The following is a 17,644-nucleotide window of genomic DNA, read 5'->3' as shown; positions in this document are numbered from 1 at the left end:
TGTTTTCAAAATTCGGAACTTACCTTCAGGGAAGGGGTCGGTGCTCATCCCTACAAAATATTGGCTGGGCATGATTACAGAAAATCTGTATCTTTTGTTAAGGTTTTGGATGTATTCGATTATTTATTTTTTATTATTCATTGGGTCGAACTTTGACTTTTTCTGTCCGTAGCACTTCAGAGAATTTGGAAATCTGATCAATTGGACATGGACTAAGTTCCATCAACGACTTGCGATATCTGAAATCATCCAATAAAACCTGCCACATCACACTCCCTTAACCATTTAACAAACCTATCCAAATACGGCAACCCTAAAAACTGCTTAAATTGCGCGAAATTTCGACCATGCCCGACAAGAAAAAACGCAACATCCTCGTCGCGCCCCTGAATTGGGGTTTGGGACACGCCACGCGTTGCATTCCGATCATCAAGGCTTTATCTGAAAACGGCTTCAATCCGATCATCGCTTCGGACGGCGTCGCACTCGAAATCCTCAAAAAGGAATTTCCCGACCTGAAGACACTCGAACTTCCGTCATACAAAATCGAATACCCGAAAGACGGCGAAGATTTCAAATGGAAGATGATCAAAGGCATGCCGCGTATGCTCGAAGCGATCATGGACGAGAAAAAGCAGATCAAGCGCTGGGTACGCGAACACAATCTGCACGGCGTGATTTCGGACAACCGTTTGGGCGTGATCTCGAAAAAAGTGCCGTCGGTATTCATCACGCACCAATTGAACGTGCTTACCGGAAACACGAGTTGGATCACCGGGAAATTGCACCGCCAGATCATCAAGAAATACAGTGAATGTTGGGTGCCCGATTTCGAGGAAAAGCCGAATTTGACCGGAAAACTCGGCCATTTGAAGAAACCCGATTTCGATTTGCGCTACATCGGGCCGTTGAGCCGACTCGAAAAACGCGATGTTCCGACAAAATACGACCTTATGGTGTTGCTTTCGGGACCCGAACCTCAACGCACTTTACTCGAAAACAGACTGAAAAACGAGGTCAAACTCTTCGGGAAACGCGTCGTATTCGTCAAAGGCAAAATCGAAGCCGAGCAAAAAACCGAGCAATGCGCCAACGTCACCTACTACAATTACATGACGACGCCCGAACTCGAAAAAACCATAAACGAAAGCGAAATGGTATTGTGCCGCTCGGGTTATACGACCGTGATGGATTTGGCGCAATTGCACAAAAAATGCTTCTTTATCCCGACTCCGGGGCAATATGAGCAGGAATATCTCGCGAAGAAACTCAAGAAAGACGGATTGGTGCCATTCGCCAAACAGGATGAATTCCGGATTGAGAATTTGCTCGAAGCCGATTTATACCAAGGCTTGCCCAAGACCGAAACCAGCATCCACTGGAAAAACTTATTTTGCCTTTTTGAGGGTGAATGAAAATTCGGAACCGACGCCGAATTCACTTTTGACGTAGATCCTTTCGTCGTGGGCTTCGATCAAGTGTTTCACGATCGATAGGCCAAGTCCGGAACCGCCCGCATCGCGAGAGCCGCTTTTGTCGACGCGGAAGAAACGTTCGAACAGACGCGGAATGTATTGTTTTTCGATGCCTTCGCCGTTGTCGTTGACACGTACGATGATCTTGTCGTCGGTCAATTCTTCGATAGAGACTTCGGTCGAGCCTTTTTCCTTGCCGTATTTAATGGAATTCATCACGAGATTGATCAAAACCTGCTCTATTTTTTCAGCATCGCCCATGACTTTGATGGGTTTGCTGTAACGTTGGTCGAACGAAAGCAGGATGTCTTTTTTGACCGATTCGATTTCCAATAAATCAAATACGTTCTGAACGAGCTTTACGATATCGAACTCGGCGATCTCAAGGTTCAGGTCGCCCATTTCGAGTTTGGCGATCATGTCGAGGTCGTTCACTATATAAATGAGTCGTTCGACGCCTTTTTCGGCTCTTTCGAGATATTTTTTACGAACGTTTTTATCGGACATCGCGCCGTCTAGAAGCGTCGAAAGATAGCCTTGTACGGTAAAAAGCGGGGTTTTGAGTTCGTGTGAGACGTTTCCGAGGAATTCGCGACGGTAATCTTCGCGCATGCGTAGCATTTCAATCTCGACTTTCTTGTCTGTGGCGAATTTCTTGACTTCGCGGGTTAAGGTCGCCATGTCGGTCGTCACGTGCTGGCCTTGGAATGTGCTCGCGTCGAGGAACGAAACGTCGTCGTAAATCTTTTTGACGCGTCTGTAAATGAAGCGTTCGACGCGGTACTGCAGCACGAAAAAAGAAAATGCGCCCACTGCGAGCGCAAAATATACACAAGTCATCCAATTGAACACATCGGTCAGCCAAAGTATCGCGCCCATCAATCCGGTAGAGAAAAGCGTGATATACAAAGAGGACTTTACGGCGAACCGATATGTTTTCTTGAATTTTACGGCCATTTATACTTCGATCTTGTAGCCGACGCCTTTGATGGTCTTGAAAAGTTCCTCACCGATTTTTTCACGCAATTTGCGGATGTGGACATCGATCGTACGCCCGCCCACGATGACTTCGTTACCCCAAACCTTGTCGAGGATTTCTTCGCGTTTGAACACTTTTCCTGGTTTCGAGGCCAACAGATAGAACAATTCGAATTCCTTTCGCGGCAGGATGATTTCCTCGTCGTCCTTGATAATCTTGTACTCCTCGCGGTTGATCTCGATTCCGCCGACGTTCAAGGTTTCGGCGTTTTTGCCTTCATCCTTCAAACGACGCAACAACGCTTTCACTTTGCTGACGAGCAATTTCGGCTTGATCGGCTTGGTGATATAATCGTCGGCACCGGCATCGAAACCGGCTACTTGCGAGTAATCTTCGCTACGGGCGGTCAAAAAGGTTATGATGACGTTATTGAGTTCCGGGATCTTGCGGATTGCTTCGGTAGCTTCCATGCCGTCCATTTCGGGCATCATCACATCCATGATGATAAGGTGCGGCTGTTCTTTTTTTGCTTTGGCGATGGCGTCCTTGCCATTTTCTGCCGTTGATATTTGGTAGCCTTCCTGAGAGAGGTTGTACCCCACAATTTCAAGGATATCCGGTTCGTCGTCGACCAATAAAATCCTGATTTCTTTTTTCTTCATTTGTTGCGAAAAAGTTGTTTTGCGGCGTAAAAGTAAAGATAAAAAAATCCGCCAAATCCTGCTTAACAATCATTTAATCTGTTAACAATTCGGTAAACTTTTTCAAACCGAAAGGTAACGAGTTGGTAACATCGCCTTCATAAGCACGCACGTACTTTGCGCCAAAATAAAAAACAGACAAACTCAAATGAGAAAACACCTCCTAGTAGTATTTACGGTATTGGTTTCGGCATTCGCTTTTGCACAAAAAGGCACGCTGAACGGAACTCTTACCGACAAAGACCTCAACAACGAAGCGTTGCCGTTTGCGAACGTTCTCGTTAAAGGTACGACAAATGGCGTAACTACAGACGAACAAGGAAAATACAGCATCAGCCTCGATGCAGGTACGTATACGATCGAGTTCAGCTTTTTGGGATACGAGACCCAAACCGAAACCGTGACCATCGTTGCCGGACAAACCGTAACCGTAGACAAAACCCTCGGCGCCGGAAGCTACACACTTAAAGATGTACAGGTTCAGGCGCAGGCCAACCGCGAAAAAGAATCGGCTTTGCTCGTCGAACAGAAAAAAGCGGTCGAAATCAAACAAAGTATAGGCGCTCAGGAAATGTCGCGCAAAGGCGTCAGCGATGTGGAAGAAGGCCTTACCAAAATTACGGGTATCACTAAAGTAGGTTCGCGCGGTATTTTCGTGCGTGGATTGGAAGACCGATACAACAATCTTCTTATCAACGATCTTGCGGCTCCAACGAACAATCCGTTCAAGAAAATCATCCCGCTCGATTTGTTTCCTACCGACATCGTAGGTGTAATCGACGTGTACAAGACGTTCAACCCGAACATCTATGGTGATTTTGCCGGAGGAACCTTCAACATCGCCACTTCTAAAGTCACGAAACCGATCGCACGCATCACTTTGGGCGTAGGTTACACGACGAACAACAATTTCCGCAAGTTCCTTATGAGCGAGGATACCGATAGCGGGAAAGGATTTTTCGGATTCAACGGCAAAGACCGCGAGCTTCCGTCGGTTTTGGGAAGCCATCCGACAGCACACACGCTTACGGCCCAGGAATCGCTTTCGGCTTTCGACAAGAGCGGATTCGACGTATCTGAAAACAAAAGCCCGCTTAATTCAAGCTTGGGTGTTTTGGTCGGCGACAAATTTTCGTTCGGCGAAAACAACAAGTTCTCTTATTTGGTATCGTTCAATTTCGAGAACGAATACTTGTTCCGCGAAGGCGTTGAAAGAAACTTCAGCAATCCGCCGACAGGGTTCGTTTATAAGAACGATTTCGTGACTACCGAATATAAATACCGTACACAAGGTTCGACTTTGTTGGGATTGAATTATTCGACAGACCGATTGAAATTGACCTGGAACAACTTTTATCTGAGAACTACCGAAAGTTTGATCCAGGACCAGTTCGGGGTAGCCGATTCGTTCAGCAGCACGAACAAGACGCTTATCCGCACGAACCAATTCGACCAATCGGATTATTTCAATTCGCAATTGTTGGGTGAATACGCTTTGACGGCAGACAAGAACCAAAGCGTACGCGCCGGAGTTTCATTTGCCAAGACCGAATACCAACAACCTGACCGTAAATTCTTTTCGGGAACACGCGACGGTGAAAACATCGTGACGTCTATCGCGGGTAACAACTTCATCCGCCAGTATCTTGACATCAACGGCGACACCTATGCTTCGGGAATGGCCGAATACAACTGGAAGTTCGGGAAATCTGAAGAGAAACAGAACAAATTGACGATCGGTTACAACGGAAATGCGTCTATGATGGATTCGAAATACCGTTTCGTTACGCCAATCAACAACACGGCTCCGAACAGCATCACCGTTCCGCTTAACAGCCCGGATGCCCAACTAGATGCATTGTTGGCGAGCAGCGCTTTCAATTTCCGCGAAAGCTCGAACGCTACGTATCAGGCAAAACTCGACGAATTCGCGAATGCAGGTTACGCCAACCTATTGCTCAAATTCGGAGAAAAACTTGAAATCAATGCCGGTGTACGCGCAGAAAGTACTAATCGTGAGACAAAATACCGTCTACAAGGTTCGTTCAACGCACCGTTCGAGAAAATTAAGTATGACAACTTCTATTTACTCCCTTCCTTGAACATAAAATATGGCGTTACCGAAAAGGCCAACATCCGTTTTGCGGCTGGAAAAACGTATACGCGCCCTGTAATCATGGAAGCGTATCCAATCGAGTATGTCAACGCTGACGGCACATCCATGAAAGGAAACCCTTTCTTGAAAAATAGCGATAACTATAATGCAGACTTGAAATATGAATTCTTTCCTACTTCAAAAGAAATGTTTGCCGTAGGAGTATTCGCCAAGAAAATAGACACGCCGATCGAACGTACCATGGTCGCGAACGCTGCTACCTCTATTATTACAACATATTTGAACTCGGACCAGGCTACATTGTTCGGAGCCGAATTAGAGTTCATATTTGACTTTGCCCGTCTGAACAAGTCACTTGACAATTTATCATTAGGATTCAACACATCCCTTATGCACACAGCGGTCGATGTTCCTAAATTAACGGTGAATCCTGACGGAAGCACAACCGAATCAATCGAAACACACCGCCACCGTGATCTTCAAGGTGCTTCAAAATGGCTGATCAACTCTGACTTGAAATACGAGTTCAAGTTTAGCGAAACCTGGACAAATACCGTTTCAATGGTATATTCTTTATTCGGGAAGCGTATTTTCGCAGTTGGAACAAATGACCTCGATCACATTTACGAACTACCTTTCAGTCAGCTTGACTTGGTTTGGGGAAGCAAGCTTTCTGAGCATTTCGACCTTAAATTTTCGGCTCAAAACCTGTTGAACCCGAAAAGACAGTTTGAAATGGGCAGCAATGGCGGCGCTCCGATTAGCGAAGATTCTGCCATCACGCGCAGCTACAAGCGAGGCGTTGGCTTCGGACTTACTTTGGGTTACACGTTCTAATCAAAATACAAGGCAAAACGGGTCGCTTTCGAGCGGCCTTTTTTGTTTACACAAACCTTACATACATAACATTGGGGTTAGGTTTTAATCAATTTGAGGTAACAATACAATAATGCTGCGCTAACGCCTCATTGTGATCGCGAAACTACTTTTGGCATATCAAATTTTAAAACTTTAAAAAAAACAAACTCATGAAAAAATTTCTTTTGGGATTGGCAATTATCGGGTCGGTATTTACAGGATGCGGAAGTGACGACGATACTTCGGTAACACCACCTGCAACAGGAACCATCACTGGTACCATCACGACAGACACTACTTATCCTTATGGCAACTATACGTTGGTAGGTATCGTAAAAATCGCTTCAGGAGTAACGGTAACTTTCGATAAAGGTTCTACAATCACATGTAATAAAACGACCGGAGACAACGCTTTGGTAGTTCTTAACGGCGGTAAATTGGTCGTAAACGGAACAGCTTCTGAGCCAGTAGTATTCACAGAGGCTTCTGCCGTTCCAGGTTCTTGGGGTGGAATCATCATGTACGGTGATGCTCCGATCAACGCTATCGGAGGTGTTGCTTCTTCAACTTCAGAAGACGGAAACGCTCTTCCTTACGGCGGAACGAACGCTGCCCACAACGGTGGAGCTCTTCACTACGTTCGCGTAGAGTACGCAGGTGCTAAACTGGGCGACGGAACTAAAGAAAACAACGCTTTCACATTCTACTCTGTAGGTTCTGGAACTGTACTTGATCACTTGGTCGCTTACAAAGGAGCCGATGACGGATATGAGTTCTTCGGAGGTACTGTAAGTGCTACAGACTTGATTTCTTACGGAAACTACGATGACGCTTTCGACTGGCAAGATGGCTGGAAAGGCGCAAACAACTCTAACTGGTACGGTTACCAGACAGTAAAAGGAAACTTCGGTATGGAAATCGAGGCTTCGAACAACAACAACGCTTTCTTCCCTACCATCTCTAACATCACATTGAAAAGAGCTGCAGGTACGACTCCGGAAGTTGCAGGCGCTATCGAAATCGATGCTATCCAATTCAAGAAAGAAGGAAACGGAAACTTCAACAATGTCGTGATCGACGGTTACGGAAACTACACTGAAGCTTCTGTAACTTACGAAGGTGTAGGTATCAAAATCCAGGATGCCGCTACGAACACTGACCAAGTAAACGCTTCAAAAATCAAAGTTACTAACGTGAAGTTGAGCAACACGACTCACGAAGTAAAAGGTGCTACAGACGCGATCAGCGTATCTTTCCCTTCAGGAAACTACACTACAAGCGCTTCTGCAACCGGAGCCAGCATCACGACTGGAAACTGGACAACTGTAAACGGTGCTTCATTGATCCAATAATCACGCCCGAGGAAACCTCAAAGAGCTGATCATCAATAAAAAACGCCCCTTTATCGAGGGGCGTTTATTTTTGGCATTTTGTTTGCAAATAGTTTTGTACTTTTACACTAGCAAATGGCACCAATGGCAAAGAACTACTTTTATATTATTCTTTTCGTCCTTTTTACTTCTCTGACCGCTTCGGCACAGGAAGGAAAAGACCTTGGTTTCTATCCGAATCCGGTAAGTACGGGCAAGATTTACATTACCTCGAAAACCGCGATGGATAAAGAAGTGACCATTTTCAACGTGCTTGGCAAGCAAGTCCTGCAACAAACCGTAAGCAAGGAATTAAGCATTTCTTCATTGTCGCCCGGGGTTTACATCGTCAAGATACGCGAAGGGGAAGCGACGGTTACAAGGAAATTGATAATCAAGTAATTAAAATAGTCCCGAATTCGCTTCGGGATTTTTTTTTAATACAATTTTTACATAGGATTTTTTTTACGACTCGGAAATCGGGTTATCTTTGCACAAAAATGAACTAAATTTAGAATGATGAGAAAAATTTACTCTTTACTTTTTATCGTTGCAGCTGCGTTCACGGGTACAGCTCAAGTAACCATCTCGCAATGGAATTTTGACGCCGATCTTCCAGGAGCCATGAGCCCAACAACCGGAGGTGGAACTTTTACCACTATCGGCGGTGTTGAAGACAACTTAACCAGTGGTGTTATGCCGGCTGGTAACCCTTCTACCGGAAAAGCTTACAGCATCAAGACTTTCCCTGCTGCAGGAACTGCTTCAGGAACTGCTGGATTCCAATTCATGGTAGTTACCGCAAACTACACCGGAATCACCGTATCGTTCGACCCACGCGGATCGAACACTGCTTCTAAATGGCAACAATACCAGTACACTATCGACGGTGGTGCCAACTGGACAGTTGTAGGAAACAATGCCGGAGCCTTGACAAACGCGTTTACGACTACTCCAATGGTAACCGTAACTTTGCCGGCAGACGCTGCTAACAAAGATGGTTTCGGATTCCGTATCGTTTCAATCTTCGATCCTGCGGGAACTGACTACGCGCCGGTTGCTGCTGCGAGCACGTACGGTCCAGGCGGTGCTTGGCGTATCGACAACTTCACAGTGACAGGTACTTCTTTGGGAACACACCAAAATCAAATCGCTGGCTTGAAATTGTATCCGAACCCAGTTACCAACGGTGTGTTGAACGTTACTACAGACAACAACGAAATCAAAGAAGTTACTGTTTTCGACGTTCTGGGAAAACAAGTAGTTAAAGCTTCTACAGAGCAGGTCGTAAACGTTTCTAACTTGAAAACAGGCGTTTACATGGTGAAAGTTACAGAAGCTGGAAAAACAGCTACACGTAAATTGGTCATCAAGTAATCTTCTCGATACACGATATGAAAGCCTCGTTCCATACGGGGCTTTTTTATTTTTACTTTTGTCATAAAACCGCTTCCCTTGATTTCCCCAGACGACATCTTCAACATCACTTCCCAGAAACAGTTCGAGAAAATCGCGCTCAAAGTTTTCCGGCATCAGCACGAAAACAATATCGTATATCGCGAATTCTGTAACTTCCTCGGGACAGACAAACAGCAGGTGAAATCACTCGAAGCAATCCCTTTCCTACCCATACAGTTCTTCAAAAGCCGAGATGTGATTACAGGCGCCGGCTCCGTGCAGGAAACTTTTACGAGTTCGGGAACAACGGGCGCCATCACAAGCAAACACTTGGTCACCGACGTTTCTTGGTACGAACGCAGTTTCCGCCAGGCATTTTCGCAATTCTACGGAAACATAGAAGATTACGTCGTTTTGGCGCTTCTGCCAAGTTATCTCGAACGTGAGGGTTCGTCGCTCATTTACATGGTGAACGACCTTATCGAAGGCAGCAATAATCCCGATAGCGGATTTTATCTGCACAATTACGACGAGCTAATCCAAAAACTAATCACATTGGACGAATCAGGGCAAAACGTGCTTTTGATCGGCGTCACCTACGCGCTTCTTGACTTGGTCGAAAAGCAACAATTTCAGCTGCAGAACACCGTTATCATGGAAACCGGCGGTATGAAAGGCAAACGAAAAGAAATGATCCGTGAGGAATTGCACGAGATTTTATGTAGTGGTTTCGGCGTGTCGTCGATCCATTCGGAATATGGCATGACCGAATTGTTGTCTCAGGCGTACTCGCTCGGCGACGGGATTTTCGAATGCCCGAATTGGATGCACATCCTCACGCGGGATACCGAAGACGCTTTGTCTTATGTCGGTTTCGGAAAAACCGGAGGCGTGAACGTGATCGATTTGGCGAACATCAACTCATGTTCATTCATCGCAACCCAGGATTTGGGCAAAAAATATCCCGACGGCAGTTTCGAGGTTTTGGGCCGATTCGACAATTCCGACATCCGCGGATGCAATTTGATGGTGTTATAACGATATGAAACACGCGCTTTTCCTTCTGCTTTGGTGTACGATTGCGGCTGCGCAAAAACCATCGCTGCAAATTGCGATCGACAGCATTTCGCATACAGACATCCAAAACGGGGAGCGCAAGTACAAACTGCATTTCCACCTTCACAATCCCGCTAAAAAGCCGATTTCGTTTCTTCTCAAGCCCAATAACTTCTCGTCTATCCAATATGGTTCGATGTCGAATTCGGTACATTACAAGATATACGAAGAAAATCAGGCGCTCGATTTGGGAGATGCTTTCGACCGCTACGATTCAAACAGCAAGTCGAAACGCGTTGAAATCGACGCATCCGATCCGGACAAAATCGAAATCGCAAAAAAAATGCTGCGCGAAAATTTTACGATGACCGAAACGCAGATCGACGAATATATCCGATACGGAAAAATTCAGGACAGCACGATCACCTACAAAAAACGCGACGTGCTTTCGGAAGTTTTGACATTGAAGCCCGGAGAAACCAAATCGTACAGCCAGGTTTTCTTTTGGGACAAGGAGTTGTATTTCCGTTATGACGAAAACGAATTCTACATCGACCCAAAAAAACAGCATTATCTGGAATTGGTCGTCTTGTCGATGCGCGAACCGTTCAAGTCCCAAATGACGGCCGATGATTACAAAAAGTTGGAAACCATGCCCGATTTCGTATCCGGAGTTTTCACGTCGAACCGCATTCTGATCGACTTTACTCCATAAAAAATCCCGGCGTCTACCGGGAAGTTCATTAAGCGTTTATTTTTCGGAATCAGACGAATCTCAATACGAAATAATTCTTCTTGCCGCGTTGCAACAACACGAACGTTCCGTTGATCAGATCGGTTTCGGTTAGCGTAAAACCGTCGGCGACTTTATCGCGGTTCACCGAAATCGAGTTTTCCTGCAACGCGCGTCTCGCCTCGCCGTTCGACTTCATAAACCCTGATTTTTCATTCAAGACCGTCACGATATCCAAACCTTCTTTCAAATCCGATTTTGAAATTTCGGCTTGAGGAACGCCGTCGAAAATCTCCAAAAACGTTTTTTCATCAAGCGATTTCAAGTCGTCCGCGGTTGAGTTTCCGAACAAGATATTTGACGCCTGGATCGCTTTTTCGAGTTCTTCTTTCGAGTGTACGAACGTCGTGATTTCTTCGGCCAAACGTTTCTGCAACACGCGCAAATGCGGCGCCTGACGGTGTTCTTCGATCAACGCGTCGATCGTTTCTTTATCTAGGAACGTAAAAATCTTGATGTATTTTTCGGCATCCTCATCGGACACGTTTACCCAGAATTGGTAGAATTTATAGACCGAAGTTTTGTCGGCGTCAAGCCAAACGTTTCCGCCTTCGGACTTGCCGAATTTAGAACCGTCGGCCTTCGTTACAAGCGGAGTCGTGAGAGCAAAAGCCTTCGCTTCGTGACTGTTCAAACGACGCACCAATTCGGTTCCCGTCGTGATATTTCCCCATTGATCGGAGCCGCCCATCTGGAGTACACAGTTGAATTCTTTGTGCAAATGGTAGAAATCGTAACCTTGTATCAATTGGTACGTAAATTCGGTAAACGACATGCCGTCGCCGACTTCGCCAGACAGACGTTTCTTGACCGAATCCTTCGCCATCATATAATTCACGGTGATTCTCTTGCCGACGTCGCGCACGAAATCGAGGAAAGAAAACGTCTTCATCCAATCGTAATTGTTGACGAGGATCGGAGCGTTCGCATCTGTCGCATCGAAATCCAAAAAGCGTGAGAGCACGTTTTTGATACCGTTCACGTTGTGGTTCAACGTCGCTTCGTCAAGCAAATTCCTTTCGTCAGATTTTCCGGATGGATCGCCGATCATTCCCGTCGCACCTCCGACCAAAGCGATCGGCTTGTGTCCGAAACGGCGCAAATGGCACAGCAAAATGATCTGCACCATCGACCCGATGTGAAGTGAATCGGCAGTAGGATCGAACCCAATATAAGCCGTAGTCGCCTCTTTCAAAAGTTGCTCTTCGGTTCCGGGCATGGCGTCGTGGTAAAGCCCGCGCCACTTGAGTTCTTCTACTAGGTTTTTCATTTGATAAAATTTTAACTTACAGTTCAGTTCGGCCTTCGGCCTCGAGTGTGCAAAAATAGGGATATTAGTCGAAGGGTGGAAATGGAAGTTAATCGCATTGGCTGAACTTGGAATTCTCAAGGATTCCGACGAAGGAGGAATCTGATCAACCACTCAAAGTCCAAACCTTAACATTTGATGCATAAAAACTGTAACCGATTTAAATTTTCACATGCTAACTTCGCTTAGACCTAACAGGTTACACGTCCTCTTCCTCTCTTAACCTGTTAGGTCTAAAAGTGCAGAATCCAATTTTTGAAAAACTGCTGAAAGCTTTCCAATTCCGACGCGAACGACTATCTTTAAACCATGAACCTCATCACCGGAACAACCGGCCTCGTCGGCTCCCATCTCACTTTACGTTTGCTTGAAAAAGGCGAAAAAGTGCGCGGTATCTTTCGTTCTGAAGTTTCGAAATCCAAAACCGAAAACCTGTTCAAACTTTACGGAAAAGAATCGCTTTTTCCTCAAATCGAATGGATTCAGGCCGACATTCTCGACATTCCCGTATTTGAAAAAGCATTCGTCGACGTCGAACGCGTGTATCATTGCGCCGCGTTTATCTCGTTCGATCCGAAAGACGAAGAAAAAATGCGCAAAGTCAATATAGAAGGCACGGCAAACGTCGTGAATTGTTGCATCGACTTCGGCATCAAAAAACTGTGTCATGTGAGTTCGGTTGCGGCTTTGGGCGACCTTAAGGAAGGCGAGAAGATCCTGACCGAAGAGACCGAATGGAATCCAGAGAAACACCATTCCGATTACGGCATCTCGAAATATGGAGCCGAAATGGAAGTGTGGCGCGGTTGGCAGGAAGGCCTTGAAACGGTTTCGGTAGTTCCCGGAATCATCATCGGACCTGGATTTTGGAACGACGGCAGCGGCGCGATTTTCTCGACCATTGAAAAAGGATTCCCGTTCTACACGACGGGTTCGACGGGTTTTGTAGCGGTGAAAGATGTAGTTTCGGCCATGATTTCTTTAATGGAAAGCGATATTTCGGGAGAACGATTTATCCTGATAGGAGAACACCTCGTGTTGCGCGACATGGCGTATAAAATTGCCGACGCTTTATCGGTAAAACGCCCAAAAATCAATGCCGGAAGATGGTTGACGACTTTTGCGGTTTTTGCGGATTGGCTCGCTTCGCTTTTTGGGAAGAAACGCAAATTGTTCGCCGAAACTTCGGATGCGTTCCATCGCCACAGGAAATTTTCAAACGATAAAATCAGGACGGCTTTGGGTTTCGAATTCACGCCGATACATGAATACATCCGTGAAACCGTGCGTATACAAAAAGGAAAAAAGTAGAAATTTTAAGATTTGCTACAGAAAATCTGTAACGGCATTTCGCAAAAAAAGCCGAACTTCGATAAAGACCTAACAGGTTTCCAACTGATTTGCCCAAAAAACCTGTTAGGTCTGGCAAAACCAAAAAAAATTAGCGGATCCGACAAGTCATTTCACCACGCCTTGTTCAGGCAGCTTCACCTCAGGATTCGACTTGTCTTTGTTCAACAAGGAATCCATCTCTTTACTATTGCGTTCCAGCCTTTTGCCAACCCGACTGTACATTTCTTTGTAGCGCTTGATGTCTGTAGCGTAATACCGATTGCTTTGTGCAAATTGCAAACTGTCGATCTTGTATTTCTCGTAAATGTATTTATTCGGATTTTTCGCGTTTTGTATCACACCTGGATTGTGCGCTTTGATCGCTTCGAGCAACGCCAGATCGTAGAAAATATCGACCATAGTATCTTCGTCGATTAGCTTGTTGGGTTTTTCTACACCCGAGCTTCCGCAAGCCGAAAGCAAATACACGAACGTTATGGCGATAATTTTTCTCATCTGTCGAATAAAAGTCGTTGGCCGGCCTTGATTTCCTTAACTTTTCCAGCCGTATACACATGTTGGCCGTTCACGAAAGTATGCATAATGCGCGACTTGAAGCTGAAACCTTCGAAAGGTGACCATCCGCATTTGTATAGAATGTTCGATTTGCTTACCGTCCAAGGTGAACTTGGGTTGACTATGGCCAAATCGGCCTGATAACCTTCACGGATAAATCCGCGTTTTTCAATCTTGAACAATTTTGCCGGATTGTGCGCCATTTTCTCGACGATTTTCTCTACAGAAATTTTCCCTTGGAAATGCGCTTCGAACATCGCCACGACCGAATGTTGCACAAGCGGTCCGCCAGACGGAGCTTTCAGATAGGACTGTTGTTTTTCTTCTAACGTATGAGGCGCGTGATCGGTGGCGATTACGTCGATTCGTCCGTCGAGCAAGGCTTCCCACAACGCATCGCGGTCTTCTTCGGTCTTTACCGCAGGATTCCATTTGATGAAATTGCCTTTGGTCGCGTAATCCTTATCGGTAAACCACAAATGATGCACGCACACTTCGGCCGTGATCTTCTTTTCCTCAAGCGGGATGTCATTGCGGAAAAGCTCCATCTCTTTTGCCGTCGACAAGTGGAAAATGTGTAGCCTCGCCCCAGTTTTCTTCGCTAACGCAACCGCTTTTGAAGATGAAATATAACACGCTTCGGCACTTCGGATCAAATGATGCGCCGTTACCGGAACATCTTCGCCATACTCGGCCTTGAACTTTTCGAGATTGTCTTTTATGGTTTGCTCGTCTTCGCAATGGACGGCGATCAACATAGGCGTCGAGGCGAAAATGCGCTCGAGCACGGCTTCGTTGTCGACCAGCATGTTTCCGGTAGATGAGCCCAGGAAAATCTTGATTCCGGCTACGTTTTTCGGGTTCGTCTTAAGCACTTCTTCCAAGTTATCGTTTGCCGCGCCCATCATGAACGAATAGTTGGCATACGATTTCTGTGAAGCGACCTGGTATTTTTCTTCGAGGATTTCCTGAGTCACGGCATTCGGCACCGTATTCGGCTGTTCGATGAACGAAGTGACGCCTCCGGCAACAGCAGCACGCGATTCGGACGCAATGTCGCCTTTGTGGGTCAATCCCGGCTCGCGGAAATGCACCTGATCGTCGATCGCGCCCGGAATGAGATAGTTTCCTTCGGCATCGATGATTTTGGTATCAGACGATTTGGCGCTGATCGATTCGGCTATTTCTTTGATGATTTCGCCTTCGATCAGTACGTCGCCTTCTACGATTTTACCTTCGTTTACGATTTTGGCGTTTTTAATCAGTATCCTGTTCATTATAGTCTATTCAGCATTTTTTTCCAGCGCAATCCCAAAACACCAACCATAGCTTCTTTGAAGATGGCCGAACTCATTTTGGATTCGCCTTTGGTGCGGTCGGTGAAAATGATCGGCACTTCGACCAGATTGAAACCTTTGGCGAACGCGCGGTATTTCATTTCGATTTGGAACGCATAGCCGACAAATTTTATTTTGTCGATTCCGATGCTTTCCAAAACCTGTCTTTTATAACACATAAAGCCTGCGGTTGCGTCGTTTACGCCCATTCCCATGACCATTTCGACATATCGTGAGGCGTAGTACGACATCAATACGCGGCTTAACGGCCAGTTTACGACATTCACTCCTGTCACGTATCGCGATCCGATGGCCACGTCGCCCGTACCGAAATGACAGGCTTCGTACAGTTTTTCGAGATCAGCAGGATTGTGCGAGAAATCGGCATCCATTTCGAAAATGTAGGCGTAATGACGTGCGAGTGCCCATTTGAAACCGTGCACATAAGCCGTTCCGAGACCCGATTTCGATTGTCGTTGCTCGAGGTGCAGCCTATTTGGGAATTCCGATTGGAGTTCGATGACTTTTTTGGCCGTTCCGTCGGGTGAATTATCGTCTACGATAAGCAAATCGAATTGTCGATGCAAAGAAAGCACCGCTCTCACGATACTCTCGACGTTCTCAATTTCGTTATACGTAGGGATAATGACCAGCCCGTCGCTCATAAAGTGCGTATTTCGGGGCAAAAATAAGGTATTTGACCCACATGAATCCCAAGAAAATTATAATAATTAGGGCGTTGTTTTTAGTACTTTTGCTGCGTTATGAATGAGAGTTTCCTGAATCCGAGATTGATAGAGAACAAAGACTGGGCGATCGTGCTGTTCGTCTTATGCTTCGTGCTTATCGCGTTGACGCGCTCGCTTTTTGAGACGCGCTTCGCAGAGTTCACGAGACTCGGAATTTCAGACAAATACATCAAGGTGTACCGCGACAACAGCAACCTCATGAGTTGGTTCAACGTGTTGCTTTTCGGGTTGCATTTGATTTCGCTGGCATTCTTCATCCAATTGACGTTGTACAATTTCGGATATGCCGACAAAGGCGATTGGCTTTTGTTCATCAGGATTTTCGGATTGCTGGGCGTTTTCATCCTATCCAAATATCTTATCGAGAAAATCATAGCGGCCTCATTCAACATAGATGAGTTCGTCGAGCAGTTCAATTTACAGAAGGTGAGTTATCGCACTTACGTTGGATTGCTGCTTTTACCCGTAGACATCATCTTGTACTTCAACACGGGCACGCCAAAAAACTTATTTTTGGTGTTAATCGGTATGATTTTACTAATCAACGCGCTCACTTATATCGTTTCATTAAGAAATTATCAAAACATCTTGGCGAGCAAGTTGTTCTATTTTATTTTGTATCTTTGCACACTCGAAATAGCACCCTACTATTTCATGTATTATTGGTTTACAAAAAGTTAGAAAATGCCAAACAAAGTGAAAACTATTCTGGTTTCCCAACCGGAACCTAAGGTGGAGAATTCCCCTTACTTTGAGCTCTCGCAGAAGCATAAAGTAAAGATCGATTTTAGGCCTTTCATTCATGTCGAAGGCGTTCCTGCAAAGGAAATCAGACAACAGAAAATCGACATCAGCCAATATACAGCCATCATTTTGACGAGCAAGAACGCGGTCGATCATTTTTTCCGCGTGGCCGACGAAATGCGCTATAAAGTACCTGAAGGCTTGAAATACTTCTGCCAAAGCGAAGCCATCGCGTTTTATCTGCAAAAGTATGTCGTATACCGCAAGCGCAAGATTTATGTCGGACAGAAAGATTTTGCCGACATGTCGCCGTTGATCAAGAAGTACAAGGACGAGAAATTCCTTTTACCGGCTTCAGACCAACAAAACCCAGATGCTCCGCAAACTTTGAATAACCTTAAAGTCGATTGGACAGTCGGGACGTTTTACCGCACCGTCATGAGCGACCTTTCAGACTTGGCCGACGTGTACTACGACGTGCTGGCTTTCTTTAGCCCGACCGGAATCAAGTCGTTGTTCAAAAACTTCCCTGACTTCGCTCAAAACGAGACAAGGATTGCGGTTTTTGGAAGCTCCGTGCAAAAAGAAGCCGAAGCACATGGTTTGCGTGTCGATATTATGGCGCCGTCTCCGGAAGCTCCTTCGATGACGATGGCATTGGATAAGTATATTGCTAAAGTCAATAAAGAGAAATAAACTCCACTCTATAGTTTAAAAGCCGCTCTTCGAGTGGCCTTTTTGTTTGAAAGCTTCGCTTCCAAATCTATTTCTTCTTTTCCTCGCAGAAAAGAAGCAAAATGCGCGACGCCAGAGCATCGCGCGGAACTGCTGTTTTTTGCGGCAAGAGTCAT

At 45.7% G+C, this 17,644-nt stretch carries 16 protein-coding genes; 10 read left to right on the top strand and 6 right to left on the bottom strand.

What is annotated here, in order from left to right; genetic code table 11:
- Positions 1-347 precede the first annotated feature (347 nt).
- Positions 348-1,415: a glycosyltransferase gene (locus tag HZF10_RS06875; protein WP_176005460.1), complete on the top strand. Its 1,068-nt coding sequence runs from the start codon at positions 348-350 to the stop codon at positions 1,413-1,415.
- Here HZF10_RS06875 and HZF10_RS06870 read toward each other — a convergent pair.
- Positions 1,389-2,432 (bottom strand): sensor histidine kinase, encoded by a 1,044-nt coding sequence (locus HZF10_RS06870; RefSeq protein ID WP_176005459.1) that lies wholly within the window; start codon positions 2,430-2,432, stop codon positions 1,389-1,391. The two genes, HZF10_RS06875 and HZF10_RS06870, sit on opposite strands and share 27 nt — an antisense overlap.
- Complete coding sequence (locus HZF10_RS06865) at positions 2,433-3,116, bottom strand: response regulator transcription factor (RefSeq protein ID WP_176005458.1); 684 nt, start codon at positions 3,114-3,116, stop codon at positions 2,433-2,435.
- A gap of 187 nt (positions 3,117-3,303) precedes the next feature.
- Here HZF10_RS06865 and HZF10_RS06860 point away from each other — a divergent pair, with 187 nt between their 5' ends.
- The 6 genes from HZF10_RS06860 (at position 3,304) to HZF10_RS06835 (ending at position 10,668) form a co-directional block, all read left to right on the top strand.
- Entirely contained in the window at positions 3,304-6,108 is a 2,805-nt protein-coding gene (locus HZF10_RS06860; protein ID WP_176005457.1) for a TonB-dependent receptor, read from the top strand.
- Between the two features lie 191 nt (positions 6,109-6,299).
- Positions 6,300-7,481: a beta-helix domain-containing protein gene (locus HZF10_RS06855; protein WP_176005456.1), complete on the top strand. Its 1,182-nt coding sequence runs from the start codon at positions 6,300-6,302 to the stop codon at positions 7,479-7,481.
- Positions 7,482-7,604: 123 nt separating this feature from the next.
- The gene (locus tag HZF10_RS06850; RefSeq protein WP_176005455.1) at positions 7,605-7,901 is read left to right on the top strand and encodes a T9SS type A sorting domain-containing protein; all 297 of its coding nucleotides are present in this window, start codon (positions 7,605-7,607) and stop codon (positions 7,899-7,901) included.
- Between the two features lie 117 nt (positions 7,902-8,018).
- The gene (locus tag HZF10_RS18080; protein ID WP_246282500.1) at positions 8,019-8,876 is read left to right on the top strand and encodes a T9SS type A sorting domain-containing protein; all 858 of its coding nucleotides are present in this window, start codon (positions 8,019-8,021) and stop codon (positions 8,874-8,876) included.
- A 78-nt stretch (positions 8,877-8,954) separates the two neighbouring features.
- Positions 8,955-9,935, top strand: coding sequence for a LuxE/PaaK family acyltransferase (locus HZF10_RS06840; RefSeq protein ID WP_176005454.1), 981 nt, complete (start codon positions 8,955-8,957; stop codon positions 9,933-9,935).
- 4 nt (positions 9,936-9,939) lie between these two features.
- Positions 9,940-10,668 carry a hypothetical protein gene (locus tag HZF10_RS06835; RefSeq protein WP_176005453.1) on the top strand — a complete coding sequence of 243 codons (729 nt, stop codon included), beginning with the start codon at positions 9,940-9,942 and terminating at the stop codon, positions 10,666-10,668.
- A gap of 49 nt (positions 10,669-10,717) precedes the next feature.
- On the opposite strand, the gene tyrS is transcribed toward HZF10_RS06835, so the two are convergent.
- Positions 10,718-12,016, bottom strand: a complete 1,299-nt coding sequence (tyrS, locus tag HZF10_RS06830; RefSeq protein ID WP_176005452.1) for a tyrosine--tRNA ligase — start codon at positions 12,014-12,016, stop codon at positions 10,718-10,720.
- A gap of 348 nt (positions 12,017-12,364) precedes the next feature.
- Here tyrS and HZF10_RS06825 point away from each other — a divergent pair, with 348 nt between their 5' ends.
- Positions 12,365-13,366 (top strand): NAD-dependent epimerase/dehydratase family protein, encoded by a 1,002-nt coding sequence (locus HZF10_RS06825; RefSeq protein ID WP_176005451.1) that lies wholly within the window; start codon positions 12,365-12,367, stop codon positions 13,364-13,366.
- Positions 13,367-13,513: 147 nt separating this feature from the next.
- Here HZF10_RS06825 and HZF10_RS06820 read toward each other — a convergent pair whose 3' ends face one another.
- From HZF10_RS06820 to HZF10_RS06810, 3 genes are read right to left on the bottom strand one after another with little or no spacing between them, the layout of a single operon-like run.
- The gene (locus tag HZF10_RS06820) at positions 13,514-13,903 is read right to left on the bottom strand and encodes a DUF4296 domain-containing protein (protein ID WP_176005450.1); all 390 of its coding nucleotides are present in this window, start codon (positions 13,901-13,903) and stop codon (positions 13,514-13,516) included.
- A complete protein-coding gene (locus HZF10_RS06815) occupies positions 13,900-15,240 on the bottom strand; it encodes a dihydroorotase (protein WP_176005449.1) in 1,341 nt (446 codons plus the stop codon). Before HZF10_RS06815 ends, HZF10_RS06820 begins: the two co-directional genes overlap by 4 nt.
- Positions 15,240-15,965: a polyprenol monophosphomannose synthase gene (locus tag HZF10_RS06810; protein WP_176005448.1), complete on the bottom strand. Its 726-nt coding sequence runs from the start codon at positions 15,963-15,965 to the stop codon at positions 15,240-15,242. Before HZF10_RS06810 ends, HZF10_RS06815 begins: the two co-directional genes overlap by 1 nt.
- Positions 15,966-16,064: 99 nt before the next feature.
- Between HZF10_RS06810 and HZF10_RS06805 the strand changes: the two genes are divergently transcribed.
- Together HZF10_RS06805 and HZF10_RS06800 are read left to right on the top strand one after the other, a co-directional pair.
- Positions 16,065-16,730 carry a DUF4271 domain-containing protein gene (locus HZF10_RS06805; protein ID WP_176005447.1) on the top strand — a complete coding sequence of 222 codons (666 nt, stop codon included), beginning with the start codon at positions 16,065-16,067 and terminating at the stop codon, positions 16,728-16,730.
- Between the two features lie 3 nt (positions 16,731-16,733).
- Positions 16,734-17,489 (top strand): uroporphyrinogen-III synthase, encoded by a 756-nt coding sequence (locus HZF10_RS06800; protein ID WP_176005446.1) that lies wholly within the window; start codon positions 16,734-16,736, stop codon positions 17,487-17,489.
- Positions 17,490-17,644 lie beyond the last annotated feature (155 nt).

The organism is Flavobacterium agri (assembly GCF_013401995.1).
GTDB classification, from domain to species: domain Bacteria; phylum Bacteroidota; class Bacteroidia; order Flavobacteriales; family Flavobacteriaceae; genus Flavobacterium; species Flavobacterium agri.
Note: the sequence above shows the minus strand (reverse complement) of the source record. Positions and strands in the feature narration are given on the sequence as shown.

Coding starts and splice junctions, on each gene's coding strand:
- HZF10_RS06875 (WP_176005460.1), top strand. CDS start 348: ATGCCCGACAAGAAAAAACGCAACATCCTCGTCGCGCCCCTGAATTGG.
- HZF10_RS06870 (WP_176005459.1), bottom strand. CDS start 2,432: ATGGCCGTAAAATTCAAGAAAACATATCGGTTCGCCGTAAAGTCCTCT.
- HZF10_RS06865 (WP_176005458.1), bottom strand. CDS start 3,116: ATGAAGAAAAAAGAAATCAGGATTTTATTGGTCGACGACGAACCGGAT.
- HZF10_RS06860 (WP_176005457.1), top strand. CDS start 3,304: ATGAGAAAACACCTCCTAGTAGTATTTACGGTATTGGTTTCGGCATTC.
- HZF10_RS06855 (WP_176005456.1), top strand. CDS start 6,300: ATGAAAAAATTTCTTTTGGGATTGGCAATTATCGGGTCGGTATTTACA.
- HZF10_RS06850 (WP_176005455.1), top strand. CDS start 7,605: ATGGCAAAGAACTACTTTTATATTATTCTTTTCGTCCTTTTTACTTCT.
- HZF10_RS18080 (WP_246282500.1), top strand. CDS start 8,019: ATGAGAAAAATTTACTCTTTACTTTTTATCGTTGCAGCTGCGTTCACG.
- HZF10_RS06835 (WP_176005453.1), top strand. CDS start 9,940: ATGAAACACGCGCTTTTCCTTCTGCTTTGGTGTACGATTGCGGCTGCG.
- tyrS (WP_176005452.1), bottom strand. CDS start 12,016: ATGAAAAACCTAGTAGAAGAACTCAAGTGGCGCGGGCTTTACCACGAC.
- HZF10_RS06825 (WP_176005451.1), top strand. CDS start 12,365: ATGAACCTCATCACCGGAACAACCGGCCTCGTCGGCTCCCATCTCACT.
- HZF10_RS06820 (WP_176005450.1), bottom strand. CDS start 13,903: ATGAGAAAAATTATCGCCATAACGTTCGTGTATTTGCTTTCGGCTTGC.
- HZF10_RS06815 (WP_176005449.1), bottom strand. CDS start 15,240: ATGAACAGGATACTGATTAAAAACGCCAAAATCGTAAACGAAGGTAAA.
- HZF10_RS06810 (WP_176005448.1), bottom strand. CDS start 15,965: ATGAGCGACGGGCTGGTCATTATCCCTACGTATAACGAAATTGAGAAC.
- HZF10_RS06805 (WP_176005447.1), top strand. CDS start 16,065: ATGAATGAGAGTTTCCTGAATCCGAGATTGATAGAGAACAAAGACTGG.
- HZF10_RS06800 (WP_176005446.1), top strand. CDS start 16,734: ATGCCAAACAAAGTGAAAACTATTCTGGTTTCCCAACCGGAACCTAAG.